Here is a 20,199-nt window from a genome sequence, read left to right on the forward strand (position 1 = left end):
CCCGGCCCTTACCTGACGACCGCGGCGGCGAGCTTCGACAGCGGCTCGGCGAGCGCGTTCACCGCGTCCGACAGCTCCTTGCGCTGGGCCTCGGTGACCTTGTCGTAGGAGACGAAGCCGTACGACGTCTGCTGCGAGCGGTAGCCGTCCAGCACCTTGTCCAGCGCGGCGAACTGCTTGTCCAGCTCCTTGGCGAGCGCCGGGTCGTTCTTCGCGGCGACCGGCTTCAGCAGCTCGTACGACTTCTGCGCGCCCTCGACGTTGCCCTCGAAGTCGGCCAGGTCGGTGTGCGCGTAGCGGTCCTCCTCGCCGGTGACCTTGCCGGTGGCGACTTCGTCCAGCAGCTCCTTGGCGCCGTTGGCCATGGACGTCGGGGTGATCTCGGCCTTGCCGACCCGCCGCTGCCAGTCCTCCAGGTCGCTCACGAGCTGGTCGGCGAGGGTCTTCTCCTCGGCGCCGATCTTGTTGTCGGCCCACAGCGCCTTCTCCAGGCGGTGCCAGCCGGTCCACTTCTGGCCCTTCTCCAGGCCGTCGGCGCGGGTGTCGGTCTTCGGGTCGATGTCACCGAAGGACTCCGCGACCGGCTCGGTGCGCTCCCAGCCCAGGCGCGAGGGGGCGTACGCCTTCCTCGCGGCGTCGAGGTCGCCCGCCTTGATGGCATCGGCGAACTTCCGCGCGAGCGGCACGGTGGCGTCGGCCTGGTCCTGGACGTACTGCCGGTACGCGGCGACCGCCTGGTCCAGCTTGGGATCGCGCCGGGCCGCCGCCGAGCCACCGGTGACGGTGAGCTTCTGCCGGACGCCGTGGCCCTTCATGCCGGGGCGGCAGGCTATCTCGTACGACCCCGCCTTCACCTCGGCGGTCAGCGTGTACTTGGTGCCGGGGCCGATGTTCTCCTTCTCCGAGACGATCCGGTCGTCCGGGAAGAGGATCTCCACCTCGGTGGCCCGCGAGCCCTTGTTCTCTATCTTCAGGGTGACCTGGCCGGCCGGGACCGAGGTGGCGGAGGTGTCGCACGCCGAGTCCGCGGCGGTGACCCGGATGGCGTCGCCGCCCCCGGCCTCGCTCTTGGCGGTGCAGGCCGAAAGCGCGGTCAGGGCGGCCGCGGTGGCGGCGGCGATGACGGTCGGACGGACGGCACGCATACGGACTCCCTGACGATCCAGTGTGGTGAGGCTGCCCTAACTTACCTGACCCTTACCCTCCTCATACCCTCCGGGGGCGTGATCCGGATCTCACGGCGTACGGCGCGGGCCGACGACGACGCCGGTGCCGCGGGGATGGGCGAACACCTCCACCGGGTGTTCGTACACCTCGGACAGCAGCGGCTCGGTGAACACCTCCGCCGGTGGCCCCGCCGCCGCGACCCGGCCGCCGCGCAGGACGACCGCCCGGTGCGCGTAGGCGGCCGCGAGCGCCAGATCGTGCAGTACGACCACCACCGCGTCCCCGGCCCGCGCCCGCTCCCGGCACAGCCGCAGCACCGCCTCCTGGTGCTTGAGGTCGAGCGCGGCGGTCGGCTCGTCGAGCAGCAGCAGCGGGGCGCGCTGGGCCAGCACCCGGGCCAGCGCGACGCGGGCCCGCTCGCCGCCGCTGAGCGCGCCGAACGGCCGCCCGGCGAAGCCGGTGACCTCGGTCGCCGCCATCGCCTCCGCGACGGCCAGGTCGTCCTCGGCGGGCGAGGTTGTGTGCGGCGCCCGGCCCATCCGCACGACCTCCGCCACGCTGAACGGGAAGGCCAGCGCCGCCGACTGCGGCAACACCGCCCGGCGCAGCGCGAGTTCGGCCGCCGTCCACCCGGCGACCGGCCGCCCGTGCAGTCGTACGACACCCCCGGCGGCCGGTACGTCCCCCGCGAGCGCGCCCAACAGGGTCGACTTCCCCGCCCCGTTGGGCCCGACGAGCGCCAGCACCTCACCGGCTCGGGCGTCCACGTCGACCCCTTTGAGCACCGGCCCGGCGCCCAGTCGTACCTGAAGGTCCTCGGTCTCGGCGAGCACCTCACCGGGGGCGGTAGGAGCGGGCGGGGCGGGAAGGCGGCGCAGCCGAGTCCGGGCTCGGTCGAACAGGGCGCTCATGCCCACCCCCCTTGCCGCCGCCGGGTCCTGCGCAGCAGCAGGAAGAAGAACGGGCTGCCGATCAGGGCGGTCAGTACGCCGAGGGGCAGTTCGGCCGGGGCGGCGGCGGTGCGCGCGACCAGATCGGCGGCGAGCAGCACCAGCGCGCCGAGCAGGGCGCTGCCCGGCACCAGGAAGCGATGGCCGGGACCCGCCATCATCCGCAGCAGATGCGGGACGACCAGGCCGACGAAGCCGATGATCCCCGCGACACTGACCGCCGCCGCCGTCAGCAGCGCGATCACCAGGACCAGGACGAGGCGCAGCCGCTCCACATCCACACCCAGGTGCCGGGCCGGGCGTTCGCCGAGGGCCAGCAGGTCCAGCCGGCGCGCGTACAGCGGCGCGACGCCGAGGCCGAGCAGCGCGCAGGGCAGCACCGCGAGCACTTTCGGCCAGGTCGCCTGGGACAGCGAGCCGAGCTGCCAGAAGGTGATCTGGTTCACGGCGGCGGTGTCCGCGAAGAAGAGGAACAGACCGATCAGCGCGCCCCCGAAGGCGTTCACCGCGATCCCGGTGAGGATCAGCGTCACCACCTCGGTACGGCCGCCGGAGCGGGACATGGCGTAGACGAGCAGCACCGTGCCGAGACCGGAGCAGAAGGCGAGGACCGGCACGGTCCACATCCCGAGGAAGTCCAGGCCGAACGCGATCGCGGCGACCGCGCCCACCGCCGCGCCCGAGGAGACGCCGATGACACCCGGTTCGGCGAGCGGATTGCCGAACACGCCCTGCATCAGCGCCCCCGCGCAGCCCAGCGAGGCGCCGACCAGCAGCGCCAGCGCGATCCGCGGGAACCGCACGTTCCACAGCACCGACTCGGCGACCTGGTCCAGTGCCGGCCCGCCGAGGTGCGCCCGGTGCAGCACCGAGCCGAGTACGTCGGCGACCGGGATCGGATAGGCGCCGAGGCCCGCGGCCAGGGGCACCAGGACCAGCAGGGCGAGGATCAGGGCGGCGGTCAGCAGCCAGGCGGTGCCGCGCCGCCGGGCGGGGGCCGGGGCGGGTGCCGTACGCCCGGCCGGTTTGTCGAGCACGGTCACTTGTCTCCGCCCCCGTAGAGCTGGCGCACCACGGTCGCCAGCACCTGGTCGGTGCGCGGCCCGTAGTTCAGCAGCACCCCGTCCCCGACCGAGACGACCCTGCGGTGCATCCCGGCCGGTGTCTCGGCGACTCCCGGTATCTTCACCAGGCCGTCGACGCCGCCCACGGACTCAAGTCCCTTGGTCATCACCAGGATCGCGTCCGGCGCCGCCTTGGCGAGCGCCTCGGCGGTGATGGCGGTGAAGTCCTTGGTCAGCCCGGACGCGGCTCCGGCGTCCACCGCTCCGGCGGCTTCGAGCAGCGAGGTCGCGCCCGAGTTCCTGCCGCCGATGAGATAGACGGAGGCCGAGCCGCGCAGATAGAGGAACGCGACGCGGGGCTTGTCCTTGTGCGCCGGAATCTCCTTGCGCACGGCGGCGATCCGCGCCTGCGAACGCTGGGCCAGCTCCTTGCCCGCGTCCGGGACGCCCAGCGCGCGGGCCACTGTCTCGATGCGCGGGCTCACATCGGACAGGCCCTTGGCCGGGGCGACGACGAGCACCGGGACCCCGGCCGCGCGGATCTGGTCGACGGCCTCCGCGGGCCCGGACGTCGTCTCGGCGATGACCAGATCGGGCTTGAGGGACAGCACGCTCTCGGCGGAGACATCGTGGTTGCGGGTGACGACCGGGAGCTTCGCCGCCTGCTGGAAGGTGGCGGTGATGTCCCGCGCCACGACCCGCTCGCCCAGCCCGAGGGTGAACACGATCTCGCTGAGGCTGCCGGACAGCGGCACGATCCGGCGCGCCTCGCGCACGGTCACCTTCCGCCCGTCGGCCGAGGCGACCGTGACCGGCAGCCGTGGCACCGGAGTGTCCTTCAGCGGCTCCACCCGGTCGGCCGCGGCGGCCGCCGGTGCCTGTGCGGCGGCCTTCGGGGAGCCTCCGCATCCGGTGGCGCCCGCGAGGAGTACGGCCAAGGACATCAGTGTCCCCGCCAGTTGTGTCCGGAACCGTCTCACGGCCTCGTCCCGTTCCCTTCGGTCGGCTTCTTGATCCCCCCAGGGGAGTTTAGGTTAGCCTTACCTTAGTTCGCTACCGGCCGTCGTTTCCGGAGGATTCCCATGCCCGCGCGCCTTCGTGCCCTGGTCACCGTGGTGTGCACGGCCGTCCTGGGAGCCCTGCTGCTCCCGGCCGGTACCGCGCACGCCATGAGCCGTACCGTGCAAGGGGGACGGCTCGACTGGGGAGTGAAATCCTCCTTCCAGAGCTATGTCACCGGGCCCATCGCGCACGGCGGTTACTCCCTCACCGGGGGCGCCGGCACCGTGGGCAGCAGCCAGTTCCGCTTCCCCTCGGCGACCGGCACCTACGACGGCGACACGGGGAGACTCGGCGCCTCCTTCGCCGGCGGGGTCCGCTTCGTCGGCCACCGGGCGAGCGACGGCGGCTATCAGCTCGACCTCACCCTCAGCCACCCCACCGTCCGGATCTCCGGTAGCACCGGCACGCTGTATCTGGACGTCACCGGCAAGGCGAAGGGCACCGGGGCGGTCACGGCGTCCTCACAGGTGCCCTTCGCCGCCCTCTCGCTGCGCGGTGTCGACATGCGCGGCGCGGGCGGCGAGGTCGTCCTGGACAATGTGCCCGCCACGCTCACCGCGCAGGGCGCCACGTCCTTCGCCGGGTACTACACGGCCGGGACCGCGCTGGACCCGGTGAGCCTCGCGGTCGACGTCGAGCCCGCCGGGTCGCCCTCGCCCGCGCCGTCCAAGACCGCAGAGCACAAGAAGCCCGCCGCGCCCGGCGCCCTCGTGGACGGCGCCGTCGACTGGGGCGTGCGCCGCACCTTCCGCGAGTACGTCACCGGCGACATCGCCCGCGGCGTGTGGAAGCTCACCGACGGCGCCCGCGACGGCGGTGCCCTCTTCCGCTTCACGGACGGTCAGGGCACCTACGCCAAGGGCGAGTTGACCGCCCGCTTCCGGGGCGCGCTCCGCTTCACCGGCAAGCACGGTCTCGACCTCCGCTTCAGCGCGGTCCAGGTCGCCGTCCGCGACGGCAAGGGCACCCTCTACGCCGATGTCACCACGGCGGACACCACCCGCCGGAAGGTCCCGCTCGTGACCTTCACCGCCAAGGACTTCACCCCGGTGAAGGGCCTCGCCGAACTGACCGAGGCCCCGGCGAAGCTCACCACCGAGGGCGCCGAGGCGTTCGGCGGGATGTACCGGCCCGGTACCGCGATGGACCCCGTGTCCGTCGCCGTCGCCCTCGACGCCAAGGCCGAGCTGCCCGCCCTGCCGGACCCGGGCCGCATCACCGCCACCCCGTCGTCGCCCGCGCCCGCCGCGGCGGCCCCGGCCCGTACGAAGGCCGCCGGCACCGCCGACGACGGCACCTCCGCCCTGCCCCTCACCCTCGGCGCCGCGGCCGGTGCGCTGCTGCTCGCCGCGGCCGGTGGCTACGCCCTGCGCAGGCACCGCGCCCGCCGCGCCGCCGACACCAACTGACCCCCGCCCACCCCCTTTCCAAGGAGACGGAAACCGCCCATGCCCGCCATCACCCCCAGACGACTCGCCCTCACCGCCGCCGTCGCCGTCACCCTCGGCTGCGGCACCCTCACCGCGACCGCCGCCTCGGCCGCCGACGTCCCCCTGACCGGCTACCAGCTGACCTGGGGCATCAAGCAGTCGTACCGCTCCTACGTCACCGGCTTCGCCCAGGGCACCTTCACCGCCACCGACGGCGCCTCCCAGGCCGCGGACAACGGCGCCTTCACGTTCACCGACGGCAAGGGGACCTACGACAGCGCCAGGCACACCGTGCACCTGGCCTTCCAGGGCACCCTTACCATCAAGTCCACGCTGCACGGGTTCACCCGCGAGATCTCCGACGTCCAGTACGACAGTGCCACCGGCGCCCTCACCGCCGATCTGGTCTCCGACGGCGGCGCCAAGCAGCAGGACGTACCGCTCGCCCGGGTCGCGGCGCCGACCGGCCCGGACATGAGCGGCCTCGCGACGACGCTCACCACCGAGGCGGGCGGCTTCCTCGGCAGTTCCTCCTACGCGGGCGCGGCCGGCGACCCGCTGACGGTGGCCGCGCCGAAGCAGACCCCGGAGCCGGAACCGACGAAGACCACGAGCCCGTCCCCGGAGCCCACGAAGACGGCGAGCCCGCAGCCGACGAAGACCACGACCCCGAAGCCCACCGACTCCACCTCCAAGAGCCCGAGCCCGTCCCCCTCGACGGTTCCCGCCAAGGGCGCCATAGCCGACGGCACGCTCGGCTGGGGCGTCAAGGAGACCTTCCGCACCTACGTCGTCAGCGGCCCGGCCCAGGGGAAGATCACCACCTCGGGCGGCGCCAAGCAGGCCTCCGGCAACGGCGCGTTCACCTTCCCGGGCGCCACCGGCAGCTACGACACCAAGGCCGGCACCCTCTCCGCCGCCTTCAAGGGCGCGGTGAACTTCAAGGGCCATGAGAGCAACGGCACATACGGCCTCGACCTCACCCTCAGCGATCTGCACGCCAGGCTGAACCACGGCACCGGCACGCTGACCGCCGATGTCACCAGCCTCGGCAAGAAGTCCGAGGACGTGGTGCTGGCCGACCTGAAGGCCAAGTCCACCGGCCTCACCGCGAAGAACGACGTCATCACGGTGAACGGCGTCACCGCCACGCTCACCGACGCGGGCGCCAAGGCGTTCAGCGGCTACTACACCAAGGGCACCGCGCTCGACCCGGTCGCCCTGTCCGTGGCCCTGACCGACGACGCCGACCTGCCCTCCGGCGACGGCGGCACGGGCACGGGCGGGGGCACCGGCGGCTCCGGCACGGCGGGCGGCTCCGGCACGGCCGGTGAGGCCATGGGGTCCACCGTCGGCGGCGGTGGCGTGGCCGGTGGCAGCCTGGCCTCCACCGGCTCCGACACCCCGGTCGGCGCCCTGGGCGCGGCAGCCGCGGTCGCCGTCGCGGCGGGCGCGGGCGTGGTGATCGCGGTCCGCAGGCGGCGCCCGGCGAACGCCGAGGCGTAAGAACCTCGGCGTAAGAACCTCGGTACAAGAGCCGAGGCACAAGACCGACGGCCCGGTCCTGGACGCTCAGGACCGGGCCGTCTCGGACCCTCGGGACATCTCGGGGGCCGGAGCCTCGGGGCGTCCCGCGGCGGGGAGAGGAGCGGGCATGGCGGAGGCGCGCAGGGAACCGCTGGGGTCGGGGCGCCTGGTGCTGGAGATCACGGACCGTCCGGACCCCCCGTCCCTGCGCTTCGAGACCGCCGCCGACGGCCGGCTGCTGCTGCGCCAGGGCGAACGGCCGCTGCTGCTCGGGCGTTCGGTCACCGGGAGCGCGCCCTGCTGCCCCGACCTGCACCTCCACCGCGCCGACGGCTACCGCTCCCCGCTGCCGCCCCCGACCGCCGCCCGGCACCCCGCTCGCCGACGGCCGCTGGGAACCGGCCCTGCGCACCCGCTTCCAGCCCGGCGCCCGGACCGAGGACCTGGTGCGCGAGTGGCCCGGCGGGAGCATCGGACTGTACTGCGGCGGCGGCTGGCACGGCGTCGTGCCGCTGCGGCAGCTGTCCGCGCCGGACGCGGCCCAGGGTGAAGGCGTACCGCAAGCACGCCCGCGCGGGCACGCTCGCGCCCGTCCTGCTGTGGTGGGTGCCCTTCCCCGACGGCTGGCTGATCCTCGACGGCCATGACCGCGCGGTCGCCGCGCTCGCCGAGGGCGGCCCACCGGCAGCGTGCGGCGCGGCTCACCGTTGTCCCCGCACCTATCGACCAGGGGTACGGCGACCTCCTGGCCGGGCTGCCTGACGAGCCCGCGGGACTCCCCACCTGGCCCCTGCCCGGCGGCGCCCCCGTCCGGGACGCGCTCGCGGCGCGCGCGGTGTTTCAATTCCCTGGTGACCGACTACGACGTACTGCGCGTCTTCTGCGCACCGAACGGCGGCTACGGCAATGAGCTCGGCGTCGTCCGCGACGGCTCCAGGCTGCCCGAGCGCGCCGACCGGCAGGCGCTCGCCGGCAAACTCGGGTTCAGCGAGACCGTGTTCGTGGACGACCCCGAGCGCGGCGTGATCGACATCTACACGCCCTCCTCCCGGCTGCCGTTCGCCGGATACCCGTGCGTCGGCGCCGCCTGGCTGCTGGACGTGCCCGAACTCGTCGTACCCGCCGGTGCGGTGGGCGCCCGGCAGGACGGCGAGTTCTGCTGGATCGAGGCCCGCCCGGAGTGGCCCGAGCCGCGCACCCTGCGCCAGTACGCCACCCCGGCGGAGGTCGACGCGCTCCAAGTGCCCGCACCCGGCGAGTGGTTGTACGCGTGGGCGTGGGAGGACGAGGCGGCCGGGCGGATCCGGGCGCGCGGCTTTCCCGGTCGCGGCGACGGTGTCGAGGAGGACGAGGCCACGGGTGCGGCCGCGATCCAGCTCACCGCCCGGCTGGGCCGCGCCCTCAACATCACCCAGGGCAAGGGCTCCCAGCTCCTCACCGCGCCGCAGCCGGCGGGCTGGGTGGAACTGGGCGGCCGGGTCTTCCTGGAGCGCTGACCCGGCCGCGGGCCGCGGGGTCAGGCGGAGAGCGCGAACTCCTCGCCCAGCGCCCGGAAGACGGCCGTGTTCAGGGCGAACGCCCGCTTGCACTCGGCCACGACGCGCTGCTTCTCCAGGTCGTCCGCCGGTATCCGGTCCAGCAGCTCCCGGTACTCGCGCTTGAACGCGGCCGGGTTGGCGATCTCTTCGAAGACGTAGAAGCGCACGCCGTCGCCCTTGCGGGCGAAGCCCCAGGTCTTCTCCGCCCGGTCACGGATGATCTGACCGCCCGACAGGTCGCCCAGGTACCGGGTGTAGTGGTGGGCGACATAACCGCCGGGCCACCGCGCGGCGCACTCCCGCACCCGGTCGGCGTACTCGCGGGTCGCGGGCAGGGCGCTCAGGCCCGCCCGCCAGTCCGGGCCCCGCAGATGTGCCAGGTCCTGCTCCAGGGCGGCCAGCCGCAGCAGTTCCGGCCGGACGAACGGACCCGCCACCGGGTCCCCGGCCAGCCGCCCGGCCGCGCTCTCCAGCGCCTCGTACACGAACCACAGCTGTTCGGTGTAGCGGGCGTAGGCGTCCACACCGAGCCGGCCGCCGAGCAGATCGCTCATGAACGTCGAGGTTTCCGCCTCCGTGTGCTGTTCGTGGGACGCGGTGCGGATGAGGCGCGAGAAGGAGTCCATGACCCACATCCTCTAAGGTAAGCCTTACCTAAGTCAATAACCTTGCCGACTTCATGTCGGCACCTTTGCCGACACTGTGTCGGTAAAATCGTACAAGAGAAAACCCGCCCTCGCAGGGGCGGGTTTCCGTCGATGGGCGGCGCTCAGGGCAGCGTCAGGATCTCCGCGCCGTCGTCCGTGACCACCAGCGTGTGCTCGAACTGCGCGGTCCGCTTGCGGTCCTTCGTCACGACCGTCCAGCCGTCGTCCCACATGTCGTACTCGTGCGTGCCCAGCGTCAGCATCGGCTCGATGGTGAAGGTCATGCCCGGCCGCATCACCGTGGTCGCGTGCGGGCTGTCGTAGTGCGGGATGATCAGCCCGGAGTGGAACGACGAGTTGATGCCGTGCCCGGTGAAGTCCCGCACCACGCCGTAGCCGAACCGCTTGGCGTACGACTCGATGACCCGGCCGATGATGTTGATCTGCCGGCCCGGCTTGACGGCCCTGATCGCCCGGTCGAGGGCCTCGCGGGTGCGCTCCACCAGCAGCCGCGACTCCTCGTCCACGTCCCCGACCAGGTACGTGGCGTTGTTGTCGCCGTGCACCCCGCCGATGTAGGCGGTCACGTCCAGGTTGACGATGTCGCCGTCCCTGAGGACCGTCGAGTCCGGGATGCCGTGGCAGATGACCTCGTTGACCGAGGTGCACAGGGACTTGGGGAAACCGCGGTAGCCGAGCGTGGACGGGTAGGCGCCGTGGTCGCACATGTACTCATGGGCCACCTTGTCCAGCTGGTCCGTGGTGACGCCGGGCGCGATGATCTTCGCGGCCTCCTCCATCGCCCGCGCGGCGATCCGCCCGGCGACCCGCATCGCCTCGACGGTCTCCGGGGTCTGCACCTCGGGCCCGGTGTACGGCGTCGGCGCGGGCTTGCCGACGTACTCGGGGCGACGGATGTTCCCCGGAACGGAACGGATGGGGGACTGTTCCCCCGGTACGAGCAGCGACTGGCCAGACATGTCAGGGAGTCTATCCACGCGGACATGGGGGAACATGTCGGTGGTCGGCGAGAGGAGCGGTCCATGGCCCTGTTCAAGAAGCGCACCGTGGGCAAGCCGGGCGAGTGGTACTACTGCCTGGAGCACAAGAAGGTCGAGGAAGGGCCCGACTGTCCGGGCAAGGACCGGTTCGGGCCGTACGCCTCACCCGAGGAGGCCCGGCACGCGATGGAGCTGGCGGCCGAGCGCAATCTGGAGTGGGAGAACGACCCGCGGTGGCACGACGCCTCCAGGACGGACTCCGGTGACGCCGGGGGCTCCGGTGACTCGGGGGGCTCCGGTGGCTCGGGCGGGAAGTGATCAGGCCCTCGCGGCGGCGGCCTCGGCGCGGCGCTCCCGCATCCGCACCGCGTGCTCGTTCGTCCGCGCGTCATAGGCCATGAGGCCCGGCAGGCACAGCGCGAGCAGCCCCACCACGCCCGCGCAGGCCAGGCCGCCGCACGCGATGGACGTGCGCAGCCCCGTCCACGCGGCGAGGCCGCCCGCGCGGACCTGGCCCAGCTGAGGCCCCACGGAGTAGGACAGCAGTTCGATCCCGGCGAGCCGGCCGCGCAGCTCGTCGGGGATCGTCTGGTTCCACATGGCGGACCGGAAGATGCCGCTGACCATGTCGAACCCGCCGCCGACGGCGAGCAGGAGCAGCACCAGCCAGACGTTTTGGGTCAGCCCCACCGCCGCGATCGACAGGCCCCAGCCGGCCGCCGCCAGCACCACCATCAGGCCGTGCCGGTGCACCCGCGAGGCCCAGCCGCTGACCAGGCTCACCAGCAGCGACCCCGCCGGGATGCTCGCGTACATCAGCCCGAGCGCCCAGTCGGCGCCCAGCTCGTCGGCGAGGAACGGCAGCACCGCGAGCGGCATCGCCAGGGTCATCGCCGCGATGTCCACGACGTACGTGCCGAGGAGTTCCTTGCGGCGCCACGCGTACCGGGCGCCCTCCGCGATCGCCCGCAGCGACGGCTTCGCGGCCTCGTGGGCGGCGGGGGAGACCGCGATCCGCGCGAGGTACGCCAGCGAGACGGCGAAGGTCAGCACATCGGCGGCGTACGCCCAGGCCAGGCCCGCGTAGGCCACGACCACGCCCGCGAGCGCCGGGCCGGCGACGCCGCCCACCGTCCAGCGCAGCGAGTTCAGCGAGGCCGCGGCGGGCATGTCGTCATGGGCGACGATCCTCGGCCACAGCGACTCCAGGGCCGGGCGCTGCACCGCGCCGAGCCCGGAGGAGAGCGCGGCGACGGCGTACAGCGGCCAGCCGGCGGGGCTCGGCAGCAGGGCGTTGAGCAGCAGCACCGCGCTGAGCAGGCCCTGGCCGGCCTCCGTCCATATGATCAGGCCCCGCTTCTCCAGTGCGTCGGCGAGCGCGCCGCCGTACAAACCGCACACGATCAGCGGCAGCAGCTCCACCGCGCCGATCGCCCCGACGGCCGCCGTGGAGTGCGTGAGGTCCTTCAGCTGGACGGGCAGCGCGACGAGGGTCAGGAAACTGCCGAAGTTGCTGATCAGCCCGGACTTCCACAGCCGTCGGAAGTCGGCGGAGGCCCGCCAGGGAGCGAGATCGGGAAGCAGCGCGGAGGTCATCCTGAGCATGCTCGGACGAGGGGAGCACCAGAGCAATCTCTTTTTTCCCTGCCTGCCCCGCCCGCACCCCGCTCATCCCCGGCCGCGGTCCGTGTCCGGCGACGTAGAGTCGCCCCATGACCTCTACCGACAGCGCACAGAAGGCCCCCGCCAAGGACCCCTGGGATCTGCCCGATGTCTCCGGGTACGTCGTCGGCGTGCTCGGCGGTACCGGACCGCAGGGCAAGGGCCTCGCCTACCGGCTCGCCAGGGCCGGCCAGAAGGTGATCATCGGCTCCCGGTCCGCCGACCGCGCCCGCGCCGCCGCGGACGAACTCGGGCACGGTGTCGAGGGCGCCGACAATGCCGAGGCCGCGCGCCGCAGCGACATCGTGATCGTCGCCGTACCGTGGGACGGGCACGGCGACACGCTGAAGTCGCTCGCCGCCGACCTGGCCGGCAAGCTCGTCGTGGACTGCGTCAACCCGCTCGGCTTCGACAAGAAGGGCGCCTACGCGCTCAAGCCCGAGGAGGGCAGCGCCGCCGAGCAGGCCGCCGCGCTGCTCCCGGACTCGCGGGTCACCGCCGCCTTCCACCACCTGTCCGCCGTGCTGCTCCAGGACCCGGAGATCGAGCAGATCGACACCGACGTCATGGTGCTCGGCGAGGAGCGCGCCGACGTGGAGATCGTCCAGGCGCTGGCCGGCCGCATCCCCGGCATGCGCGGCATCTTCGCGGGGCGGCTGCGCAACGCCCACCAGGTCGAGTCCCTGGTCGCCAACCTGATCTCGGTCAACCGCCGCTACAAGGCGCACGCGGGACTCCGGCTCACCGACGTGTGAGCCGTTCGTCCGGCACGCGCGGGCCGACCTTCCTGTGAGCCGGCCATGGCCATGGGGGACACTGTTCGCCGTAGCAGTGTCCCCCGACAGGAGCCACCCGTCATGCCCCGCATCGCCCTCTACACCCTCGTCGTCTGCGTCCTCTCGCTGGCCGCGGCCGTGGTCTCCTTCGTGCAGGGCAGCTGGCTGGGGATCGTCTGGGTGCTGCTGGCCGGCCTGTCGTCCAACATGACCTGGTACTACGTCAAGCGCGCCCGCGCCGCCGCGAGCCAGGAGCCGGTCACGAACTGACCGCGCACACCGCCGGGGTGCCGCTCCAGAAGCGGTAGAGCCAGTACCCGCAGTCCGAGTAGGCCGTCTCCACCCCGAGCCCGCGCAGGATGTCGTCGATCACGCCGAAGAACGCGCTGTTCAGCGACGGGATCCACAGCAGCGCGAACACGATCAGCAGCCCGAACATCGGGAACGCCTCCACCTGCCGCTTCACGCCGTACGGCAGCCAGGGCTCCAGCACGCCGTACCCGTCCAGGCCCGGCACCGGCAGGAGGTTCAGGAGCGCCGCCGTCACCTGGAGCAGCGCGAGGAACGCCAGCGCGAAGCGGAAGGCCATCGGCACCCCGTCGAGCGCGTGCAGCCAGAACGGCGCGGTGCACACCGCCGCGAACAGCGCGTTCGTCAGCGGGCCCGCCGCCGAGATCAGGCTCAGCCGCGCCCGGCCCCGGATCCGGCCGCGCTCGATGAACACCGCACCGCCCGGCAGGCCGATCCCGCCCATGATCACGAACAGCACCGGCAGCACGATGCTCAGCAGCGCGTGCGTGTACTTCAGCGGGTTCAGCGTGAGATAGCCCTTCGCGCCGATCGTGATGTCGCCGCTGTGCAGGGCGGTGCGCGCGTGCGCGTATTCGTGCAGGCACAGCGAGACGACCCAGGCGGCGGTCACGAACAGGAACACCGCGATGCCCGGCCGCGCCGCGTACCCGGTCCAGGTGGCCCAGCCGGCCACGGCGGCGACGGCCAGGATCCCGATGAACACCGGGCTGATCCCGCGGTCGCCGGGACGTCGGGTGGTGGCGGTGGTCATGGGCGGCTCCTGAGCTGGGGGACGGATGTACGCACGACCGTACGGGCGCTGGGTGGACGGGCGGTGGACAACTGGGCGGATCGGGTCGGCGGGGCGGTCCCGGCCGACACGCGGAAAACGTCTCGCACGCGCCGTCCGGTTCCTGGAGAGTGGGTGAATGCCACGGAAGAGGGTGTTCTACGCGGACTGGCAGCTGGGCTGCTGCGGGGAGCCGTTCGCGGTGGGCGACGAGGTGACCTGGGCGCTGGTCCCCTACGACGGGAAGGACCGGCGCAGCGGTGCGGGTTACGGCGCCGAGGCATGGGTGGAGAACCACGGCAGGCCCGACGAGCGGTCCGTGGGCCGGGTCCGCGCGATCGAACTCGTGCGCCTGGACCACACCCCTCACCCCGCCGCTCCCGCGCCTGGGCCCGCGCCGGGACCGGGGCCGGGGCCGGCGCCAGGGGCCGAGCCGGAGTCCGGGCCGGGGCTGGTCCTCCGGTCCGCGGGGTGCCGCCTCGACCCGGTTGCCGGGTCCGTGACAATGGAGTCCGCCGACACCTGCCCGAGGTGGTTCGAGGAGACCACCCCCGGCGCGGCGGACGGCCCGGTCCGCATCCGTCGTACCGTGGGCGTCCTCGTCACCCTGGACATCACCGGGAGCGCCCGCCGCGCCCGATGACCCCCGCCGGAAGCGGACGCCGCCTCCGGTGACCCCGCCGGGAGCGCCCGCCGCCCCGGTGACCCCGCCGGATGCGCCGATCGCCTCCGGTGACCACCCCCTGACCGCTTCCCGAGCCTCCGGAGACAATGGACCCCGTGCGCTATCGCCTTCTCGGCCCCACACAGGCGCTCCGCCCCGACGGTACGGCCGTCCCGGTCGGCGGAGCGCGGCTGCGTGCGCTGCTCACCGTGCTGGCGCTGCGGGCCGGGCGGACCGTGCCGGTGGGCGTGCTGGTGGACGAGGTGTGGGGCGGGGAACCGCCCGCCGACGCCGCCGGCGCGCTCCAGGCGCTCGTGGGCCGGCTGCGCCGCGCGCTCGGCGCGGACGCCGTCGCCTCCGCCGACGGCGGGTACCGGCTCGCCGCCACCGCCGACGACATCGACCTCACCCGCTTCGACCGGCTGACCGGCGACGGCCTCGCCGCCCTCGCCGAGGGCGACCCCGCCAAGGCCGCCGGACTGCTGGACGACGCCCTCGCGCTGTGGCACGGCCAGGCCCTCGCCGACCTGCCCGACCGCACCGCCGAGGCCGCCCGCTGGGAGACGCGCCGCCTCGACGCCCAGCGCGCCCGGCACGCCGCGGCCCTCGCCCTCGGGCAGGCCGAGAGCGCCCTGCCGGAACTGACCGCCCTGTGCGACGCCCACCCCCTGGACGAACCCCTCCAGGCGCTGCGGCTGCGCGCCCTGCGCGACCTCGGCCGCCCGGCCCAGGCACTCGCCGGGTACGAGGACGTACGACGCCTCCTCGCCGACCGCCTCGGCTCCGATCCGGGCGCCGAACTGCGCGCCCTGCACGCGGAGTTGCTGGGCGCGGACGGCGGGTCCGGACGCGATCCGGGTGCGGCGCGGGGCGGTTGGAGCGGCCGGCGTGACGGGTCCGGCGCCCGCGGCGGCACCGGCGCGCCGACCGGCGGCCGGCCCGGTGATGTCGTCCAGGATCTCCACCCCGGCCCACGTACCCCCACCGACCGGCACCACACGCCCGATCAGTCCCACACGCCCGGCCGGCATCACGCCCCCGACCGTCACCACACGCCCTACCAGTTGCACACGCCCGACCGGTCCCGGTCGTCCGACACGTCCCCCGCCCCCGGCCCGCTCCCCGCCCCCGCCCCGCTCCACCCGCCCGCCCGCTCCCACGCCCCCGACGGGCCCGCCCAGGGCAACCTCCCCGCCCGCCTCACCTCCTTCGTCGGCCGCGAAGCCGACCTCGCGGCCCTGGGCGCCGACCTCGCGACCGCCCGCCTCGTGACCCTGCTCGGGCCCGGCGGCGCGGGCAAGACCCGGCTCTCCCAGGAGGCCGCGGCGGCGGTACGGCACTCCGTGCGCGACGGGGTGTGGCTCGCCGAACTCGCCCCCGTGGACGACCCGGAGGCCGTACCCCAGGCCGTCCTCACCGCGATCGGCGCCCGCGAGACCGTGCTGCACGGCGCCGGTGCCGAGTCCATGCGCGCGGTGGTCGACGGGCACGAACCGCTGGACCGGCTGGTGGAGCACTGCGCCCGGCGCCGGATGCTGATCATCCTCGACAACTGCGAGCACGTCATCGACGCCGCCGCCCGGCTCGCCGAACGGCTGCTGGCCCGCTGCCCCGAGCTGACCGTCCTCGCCACCAGCCGCGAACCCCTCGGCGTGCCGGGGGAGTTGGTGCGCCCGGTGGAGCCGCTGCCGGAACCCGTCGCGCTGCGGCTGTTCGCCGAGCGCGGCGCGGCGGCCCGGCCCGGCTTCCGGGTCGCGGACGATCCGGCGGCGTGCGCCGAGATCTGCCGCCGCCTCGACGGACTGCCCCTCGCCATCGAACTGGCGGCGGCCCGGCTGCGGATGCTGACGCCCCGACAGATCGCGGACCGTCTCGACGACCGGTTCCGGCTGCTCACCTCCGGCAGCCGCACCGTGCTGCCCCGCCAGCAGACCCTGCGCGCCGTCGTGGACTGGTCCTGGGACCTGCTGGACGCCGGCGAACGCGAGGTGCTCGCCCGGCTGTCCGTCTTCGCGGGCGGCTGCGACCTGGCCGCCGCCGAGGCCGTGTGCGGGCCCGCCGCCCTGGACGCCGTCGGCTCCCTGGTCGACAAGTCCCTGGTGGTGGCCGCCCCTTCGGCCGACGGCACCATGCGCTACCGGCTCCTGGAGACCGTCGCCGAGTACGCCGCCGAGCGGCTCGCGGAGAACGGTCACCGCGCCGGGGCCGAGCGCGCCCATCTGACGTACTACCGCGAACTCGCCCGCACCACCGACCCGTTGCTGCGCGGCCCCCGGCAGCGCGCCGCGATCGAACGCTTCCAGCTGGAGTACGAGAACCTGCGCACCGCCCTGCGGCACGCCGTCGCCGCGCGCGACGAACAGGAGGGGCTGTGCCTGGTGCTGTCCCTGCTGTGGTTCTGGCAGATGCGGGACCAGCGCCTGGAGACCCGCACCTGGTGCCGTGAGGTGATGGCGCTCGGACCGGACCCGTTCACCGAACCGCTGCGCCGCGCCGAGCCGGTGTGGCAGCGCTGCACCGAGACCCCGCCGCCCTACACCGGCGAAGTCCTCGAAGAGGCCCGGCGCGGTGTCCACCTCGCCCATATCGCCTGCATGGACACCGAGTTGGACGCCTGGCAGACCCCCGAGGCGCAGGCCAAGCTGCGCATCGTCGCCCAGGTCTACGAGCCGGGACTGCCGCAGACCTGCTGGTCGCCCGGCATGGTGTGGTTCTTCGCCGTGATGCTCACGGGCGGGGCGGAGCGGATCCGGACGATCGCCGACGCCAACGTGCAGACCTGCCGCAACGCCCCCGGCTTCGAGTGGGAGCTGGCCGGTGCCCTCCAGATGCGCGCCAACTTCCTCGCCAACCGCACCGCCTGGGCCGGTGACGCCACCCGCGACGCCGACGAGGCGCTCGCCATCTACCGCCGCCTCGGCGACGACTGGGGCACCGCCGAGGCGCTGTCCGCGCGCGGCGAGGCCCATGAGCGCAAGGGCCTGTACGACGCGGCCGCCGCCGACTACCGGGCGGCCATCGAGCACGCCGAACGCCTCGGCGCCCGCGCCCAGACCGCCGTGCTCGGCGCCCGCCTCGGCAGTGTCCTCATGGAGTCGGGCGAGCCGGAGGAGGGTGAGCGGATGCTGCGGGAGGTCGTGGAGAGCCAGCACGCCACGCACACCGAGGCGATGCCCGCCGCCCGGCTCTTCCTGGCCTGCTGGCTGGGCCTGACCGGGCGCACCGCGGAGGCGCGGGAACAACTTCAGCTGCTGCGCGAGGAGTTCAGGATCTCCAACTTCGTCGTCTTCGACGCGCTGCTGCTCTGCCAGGAGGCATGGGTGGACGCGATGGACGACCGCGACGAGGAGGCGCTGGAGAAGATCCGCACGGCACTCGGGCACGCGACCGACCCGCTCGCCGAGGCCGTCATCCCCCAACTGTCCTCCACCGCCCTCACCGTGGGCGCCATGGCGCTCGCCCGCACCGACTCCGGCGCCCGCGCCGCGGACGCCGCCCGGATACTGGCCGCCGCCGACCGGCTGCTGCCCGCCGGCCATGTCCTCTCCGGTGTGGAGCGCCGGGGCCGCGCCATCACCGAGGGCCGGATCCGGGAGGCGCTGGACGAGGAGTCGTACGAGCGGGCGTACGCCGAAGGCGGTGGCCTCTCCCTCGCGGAGGCCACCGCCCTGCTGTGAGACCGGTGTGAACGTCAGCTCTTGGTGCGGAACTTGTGGATCGCGACCGGCGCCATCACCGCGGTGATCGCCACCGACCAGCCCACGGTCACCCACAGATCGTGCGTCACCGGGCCGCCGGTCATCAGGCCGCGGGCCGCGTCGGCGAGCGTGGACAGCGGGTTGTAGTCGGTGAAGGCCCGCAGCCAGCCCGGCATCGACGAGGTCGGCGCGAAGATCGAGGAGCCGAACTGGAGCGGGAACAGCACCAGGAAGCCCACGCCCTGCACGGACTGCGCGCTCTTGAGGATCACGCCGAGGGTGAGGAACACCCACATGATCGAGGAGGCGAACAGCGCCGACAGACCCACGGTCGCGAACAGCCCCGGCCAGCTGGTGATGTGGAAACCGACCAGCACGGCGACGACCATCAAGATGGCGGTCGCGAACAGCATCCGGCCCAGCTCGACCGCGATCTTCGCGAACAGCACCGAGCCGCGCCCGATCGGCAGCGACCGGAACCGGTCCATCACACCGCTGTTGAAGTCCTGGCTGAAGCCGGTGCCGACGCCCTGGGACAGGGTCATGCTCATCATCGCCAGCATGCCCGGAATGACGTACTGGACGTATCTCTCCTGGCCGCCGCCGAGCGCCTGCCCGATCGAGCCGCCGAAGACGTACACGAACAGCAGCGTGAAGACGATCGGCATCAGCAGCGCGTCGAACATCGACTCCGGGTCCTGCCGGATCCACAGCAGGTTGCGCCGGATGAGCGCGCCGGTGTGCCGCAGGTGCCCGCGCAGCGGGATGCGGACGTCGGTGGTGGTGGCGGTGGCGGTGGCGGTGGTGACGGCGCTCATACGGCGACCTCCTGGCGGGCGTCGGCGGGCTCGGGGTCCTGGGTGTCGCCGGCGCGGTGGCCGGTGAGGGAGAGGAACACCTCGTCCAGGCTGGGCAGTTCGGTGGTGATGGAGGAGAGGGTGATGCCGCGCGCGGTGACCGCGCCGACCACCGCGGTCAGCTGCTCGTCGCTGAGGATCGGCACCAGCAGGGTGCCGGTCTCACCGTCCACGGTGGTGGCGGCGAGGCCGGTGATGCCCAGCTCGTCCAGCATCGAGGCGAGCGGGCGCAGCTCCAGCGGGTCCGCGGGGCGCACGCGCAGGGTACGGCCGCCGACCCGCGCCTTCAGCTCCTCGATGCCGCCGGTCGCGATCACCTTGCCGCGGTCCACCACGGTCAGCTCCGAGGCCAGTTGCTCGGCCTCCTCCATGTACTGGGTGGTGAGCAGCACGGTCACGCCTTCGCCCACCATCGCCTGGACCTCCTCCCACACCTCGTTGCGGGTGCGGGGGTCGAGGCCGGTGGTCGGCTCGTCCAGGTACAGCACGGCCGGGCGGCCGATCATCGAGGCGGCGAGGTCCAGCCGGCGGCGCATACCGCCGGAGTAGGTGCTCGCCGGGCGCTTGGCGGCCTCCGTCAGGGAGAACCGCTCCAGCAGCTCGTCGGCGCGGCTGCGGGCGTCCTTGCGGGACAGGTCCAGCAGCCGGCCGATCATGTACAGGTTCTCCCAGCCGGGGAGCTTCTCGTCCACGGAGGCGTACTGGCCGGTCAGGCCTATCACCTTGCGCAGCTGCCGGGGCTGCCGCAGCACGTCGTACCCGGCCACCGTCGCCTGTCCGGCGTCCGGGGTGATCAGGGTCGACAGGATCCGCACCAGCGTGGTCTTGCCGGCGCCGTTCGGCCCGAGCACGCCCATCACGGTGCCCTCGCGCACATCCAGGTCGACGCCGTCCAGCGCCTTGGTCTCGCCGTAGTGCTTGACCAGTCCCCGCACAGTCACGGCGTTGCGTACGCCGCCGGGGTTCTCATCGATTCGCGTCATGCCCCCGACAGTGCCAGGCCCCACCGACAAACCGCCGACAGCGAGCCGACAGAGCGCCGACAGCCCCGCACCGGGGCGGCGCGGGTGGTGTT

Annotated in this window: 18 protein-coding genes; 8 read left to right on the top strand and 10 right to left on the bottom strand. The window is 73.3% G+C overall.

The features are described 5' to 3' along the window. Positions 1-8: 8 nt before the first annotated feature. The 4 genes from efeO to AC069R_RS06430 form a co-directional block, all read right to left on the bottom strand. Complete coding sequence (gene efeO / locus AC069R_RS06415; protein ID WP_478765022.1) at positions 9-1,145, bottom strand: iron uptake system protein EfeO; 1,137 nt, start codon at positions 1,143-1,145, stop codon at positions 9-11. A gap of 90 nt (positions 1,146-1,235) precedes the next feature. After that, on the bottom strand, positions 1,236-2,078 hold the full coding sequence (locus AC069R_RS06420) for a heme ABC transporter ATP-binding protein (protein ID WP_478765024.1): 843 nt from the start codon (positions 2,076-2,078) through the stop codon (positions 1,236-1,238). After that, complete coding sequence (locus AC069R_RS06425; protein WP_478765026.1) at positions 2,075-3,160, bottom strand: FecCD family ABC transporter permease; 1,086 nt, start codon at positions 3,158-3,160, stop codon at positions 2,075-2,077. Before AC069R_RS06425 ends, AC069R_RS06420 begins: the two co-directional genes overlap by 4 nt. After that, positions 3,157-4,125, bottom strand: a complete 969-nt coding sequence (locus AC069R_RS06430; RefSeq protein ID WP_478765028.1) for a heme/hemin ABC transporter substrate-binding protein — start codon at positions 4,123-4,125, stop codon at positions 3,157-3,159. The genes AC069R_RS06425 and AC069R_RS06430 overlap by 4 nt, the downstream gene beginning before the upstream one ends. 138 nt (positions 4,126-4,263) lie before the next feature. Between AC069R_RS06430 and AC069R_RS06435 the strand changes: the two genes are divergently transcribed. The 3 genes from AC069R_RS06435 to AC069R_RS06445 all read left to right on the top strand — a co-directional run bounded on the left by AC069R_RS06435 (position 4,264) and on the right by AC069R_RS06445 (position 8,696). Continuing rightward, entirely contained in the window at positions 4,264-5,652 is a 1,389-nt protein-coding gene (locus AC069R_RS06435; protein ID WP_478765030.1) for an HtaA domain-containing protein, read from the top strand. Positions 5,653-5,691: 39 nt separating this feature from the next. Further along, positions 5,692-7,179, top strand: coding sequence for an HtaA domain-containing protein (locus AC069R_RS06440; protein WP_478765032.1), 1,488 nt, complete (start codon positions 5,692-5,694; stop codon positions 7,177-7,179). A gap of 872 nt (positions 7,180-8,051) precedes the next feature. Beyond that, on the top strand, positions 8,052-8,696 hold the full coding sequence (locus AC069R_RS06445) for a PhzF family phenazine biosynthesis protein (RefSeq protein WP_478765034.1): 645 nt from the start codon (positions 8,052-8,054) through the stop codon (positions 8,694-8,696). Positions 8,697-8,716: 20 nt separating this feature from the next. Here the strand turns inward: AC069R_RS06445 and AC069R_RS06450 are convergent, their stop codons facing one another. Both AC069R_RS06450 and map read right to left on the bottom strand, forming a co-directional pair. After that, positions 8,717-9,364, bottom strand: a complete 648-nt coding sequence (locus tag AC069R_RS06450) for a biliverdin-producing heme oxygenase (protein WP_478765035.1) — start codon at positions 9,362-9,364, stop codon at positions 8,717-8,719. Positions 9,365-9,507: 143 nt separating this feature from the next. Continuing rightward, positions 9,508-10,365 (bottom strand): type I methionyl aminopeptidase, encoded by an 858-nt coding sequence (gene map, locus AC069R_RS06455; protein ID WP_478765037.1) that lies wholly within the window; start codon positions 10,363-10,365, stop codon positions 9,508-9,510. 63 nt (positions 10,366-10,428) lie between these two features. Between map and AC069R_RS06460 the strand changes: the two genes are divergently transcribed. Then, positions 10,429-10,704 carry a hypothetical protein gene (locus tag AC069R_RS06460; RefSeq protein ID WP_478765039.1) on the top strand — a complete coding sequence of 92 codons (276 nt, stop codon included), beginning with the start codon at positions 10,429-10,431 and terminating at the stop codon, positions 10,702-10,704. Here AC069R_RS06460 and AC069R_RS06465 read toward each other — a convergent pair whose 3' ends face one another. Then, positions 10,705-11,982, bottom strand: a complete 1,278-nt coding sequence (locus AC069R_RS06465) for an MFS transporter (protein WP_478765040.1) — start codon at positions 11,980-11,982, stop codon at positions 10,705-10,707. It abuts the gene before it with no gap. Between the two features lie 116 nt (positions 11,983-12,098). Here AC069R_RS06465 and npdG point away from each other — a divergent pair, with 116 nt between their 5' ends. Further along, complete coding sequence (gene npdG, locus AC069R_RS06470; protein ID WP_397986225.1) at positions 12,099-12,803, top strand: NADPH-dependent F420 reductase; 705 nt, start codon at positions 12,099-12,101, stop codon at positions 12,801-12,803. Positions 12,804-12,854: 51 nt separating this feature from the next. Beyond that, positions 12,855-13,094 (top strand): hypothetical protein, encoded by a 240-nt coding sequence (locus AC069R_RS06475; protein WP_478765042.1) that lies wholly within the window; start codon positions 12,855-12,857, stop codon positions 13,092-13,094. Here the strand turns inward: AC069R_RS06475 and AC069R_RS06480 are convergent. Next, positions 13,084-13,887 carry a site-2 protease family protein gene (locus AC069R_RS06480; RefSeq protein WP_478765044.1) on the bottom strand — a complete coding sequence of 268 codons (804 nt, stop codon included), beginning with the start codon at positions 13,885-13,887 and terminating at the stop codon, positions 13,084-13,086. The two genes, AC069R_RS06475 and AC069R_RS06480, sit on opposite strands and share 11 nt — an antisense overlap. 157 nt (positions 13,888-14,044) lie before the next feature. Between AC069R_RS06480 and AC069R_RS06485 the strand changes: the two genes are divergently transcribed. After that, positions 14,045-14,548: a DUF6578 domain-containing protein gene (locus tag AC069R_RS06485; protein ID WP_478765046.1), complete on the top strand. Its 504-nt coding sequence runs from the start codon at positions 14,045-14,047 to the stop codon at positions 14,546-14,548. Between the two features lie 128 nt (positions 14,549-14,676). Continuing rightward, complete coding sequence (locus AC069R_RS06490) at positions 14,677-18,246, top strand: AfsR/SARP family transcriptional regulator (RefSeq protein WP_478765048.1); 3,570 nt, start codon at positions 14,677-14,679, stop codon at positions 18,244-18,246. Between the two features lie 14 nt (positions 18,247-18,260). Here AC069R_RS06490 and AC069R_RS06495 read toward each other — a convergent pair whose 3' ends face one another. Both AC069R_RS06495 and AC069R_RS06500 read right to left on the bottom strand, forming a co-directional pair. Further along, the gene (locus tag AC069R_RS06495) at positions 18,261-19,085 is read right to left on the bottom strand and encodes an ABC transporter permease (protein WP_478765050.1); all 825 of its coding nucleotides are present in this window, start codon (positions 19,083-19,085) and stop codon (positions 18,261-18,263) included. Beyond that, the gene (locus tag AC069R_RS06500) at positions 19,082-20,107 is read right to left on the bottom strand and encodes an ATP-binding cassette domain-containing protein (protein ID WP_478765052.1); all 1,026 of its coding nucleotides are present in this window, start codon (positions 20,105-20,107) and stop codon (positions 19,082-19,084) included. The genes AC069R_RS06495 and AC069R_RS06500 overlap by 4 nt, the downstream gene beginning before the upstream one ends. Positions 20,108-20,199: the final 92 nt, after the last annotated feature.

The sequence above is a fragment of the Streptomyces sp. NPDC043952 genome, assembly GCF_056435325.1.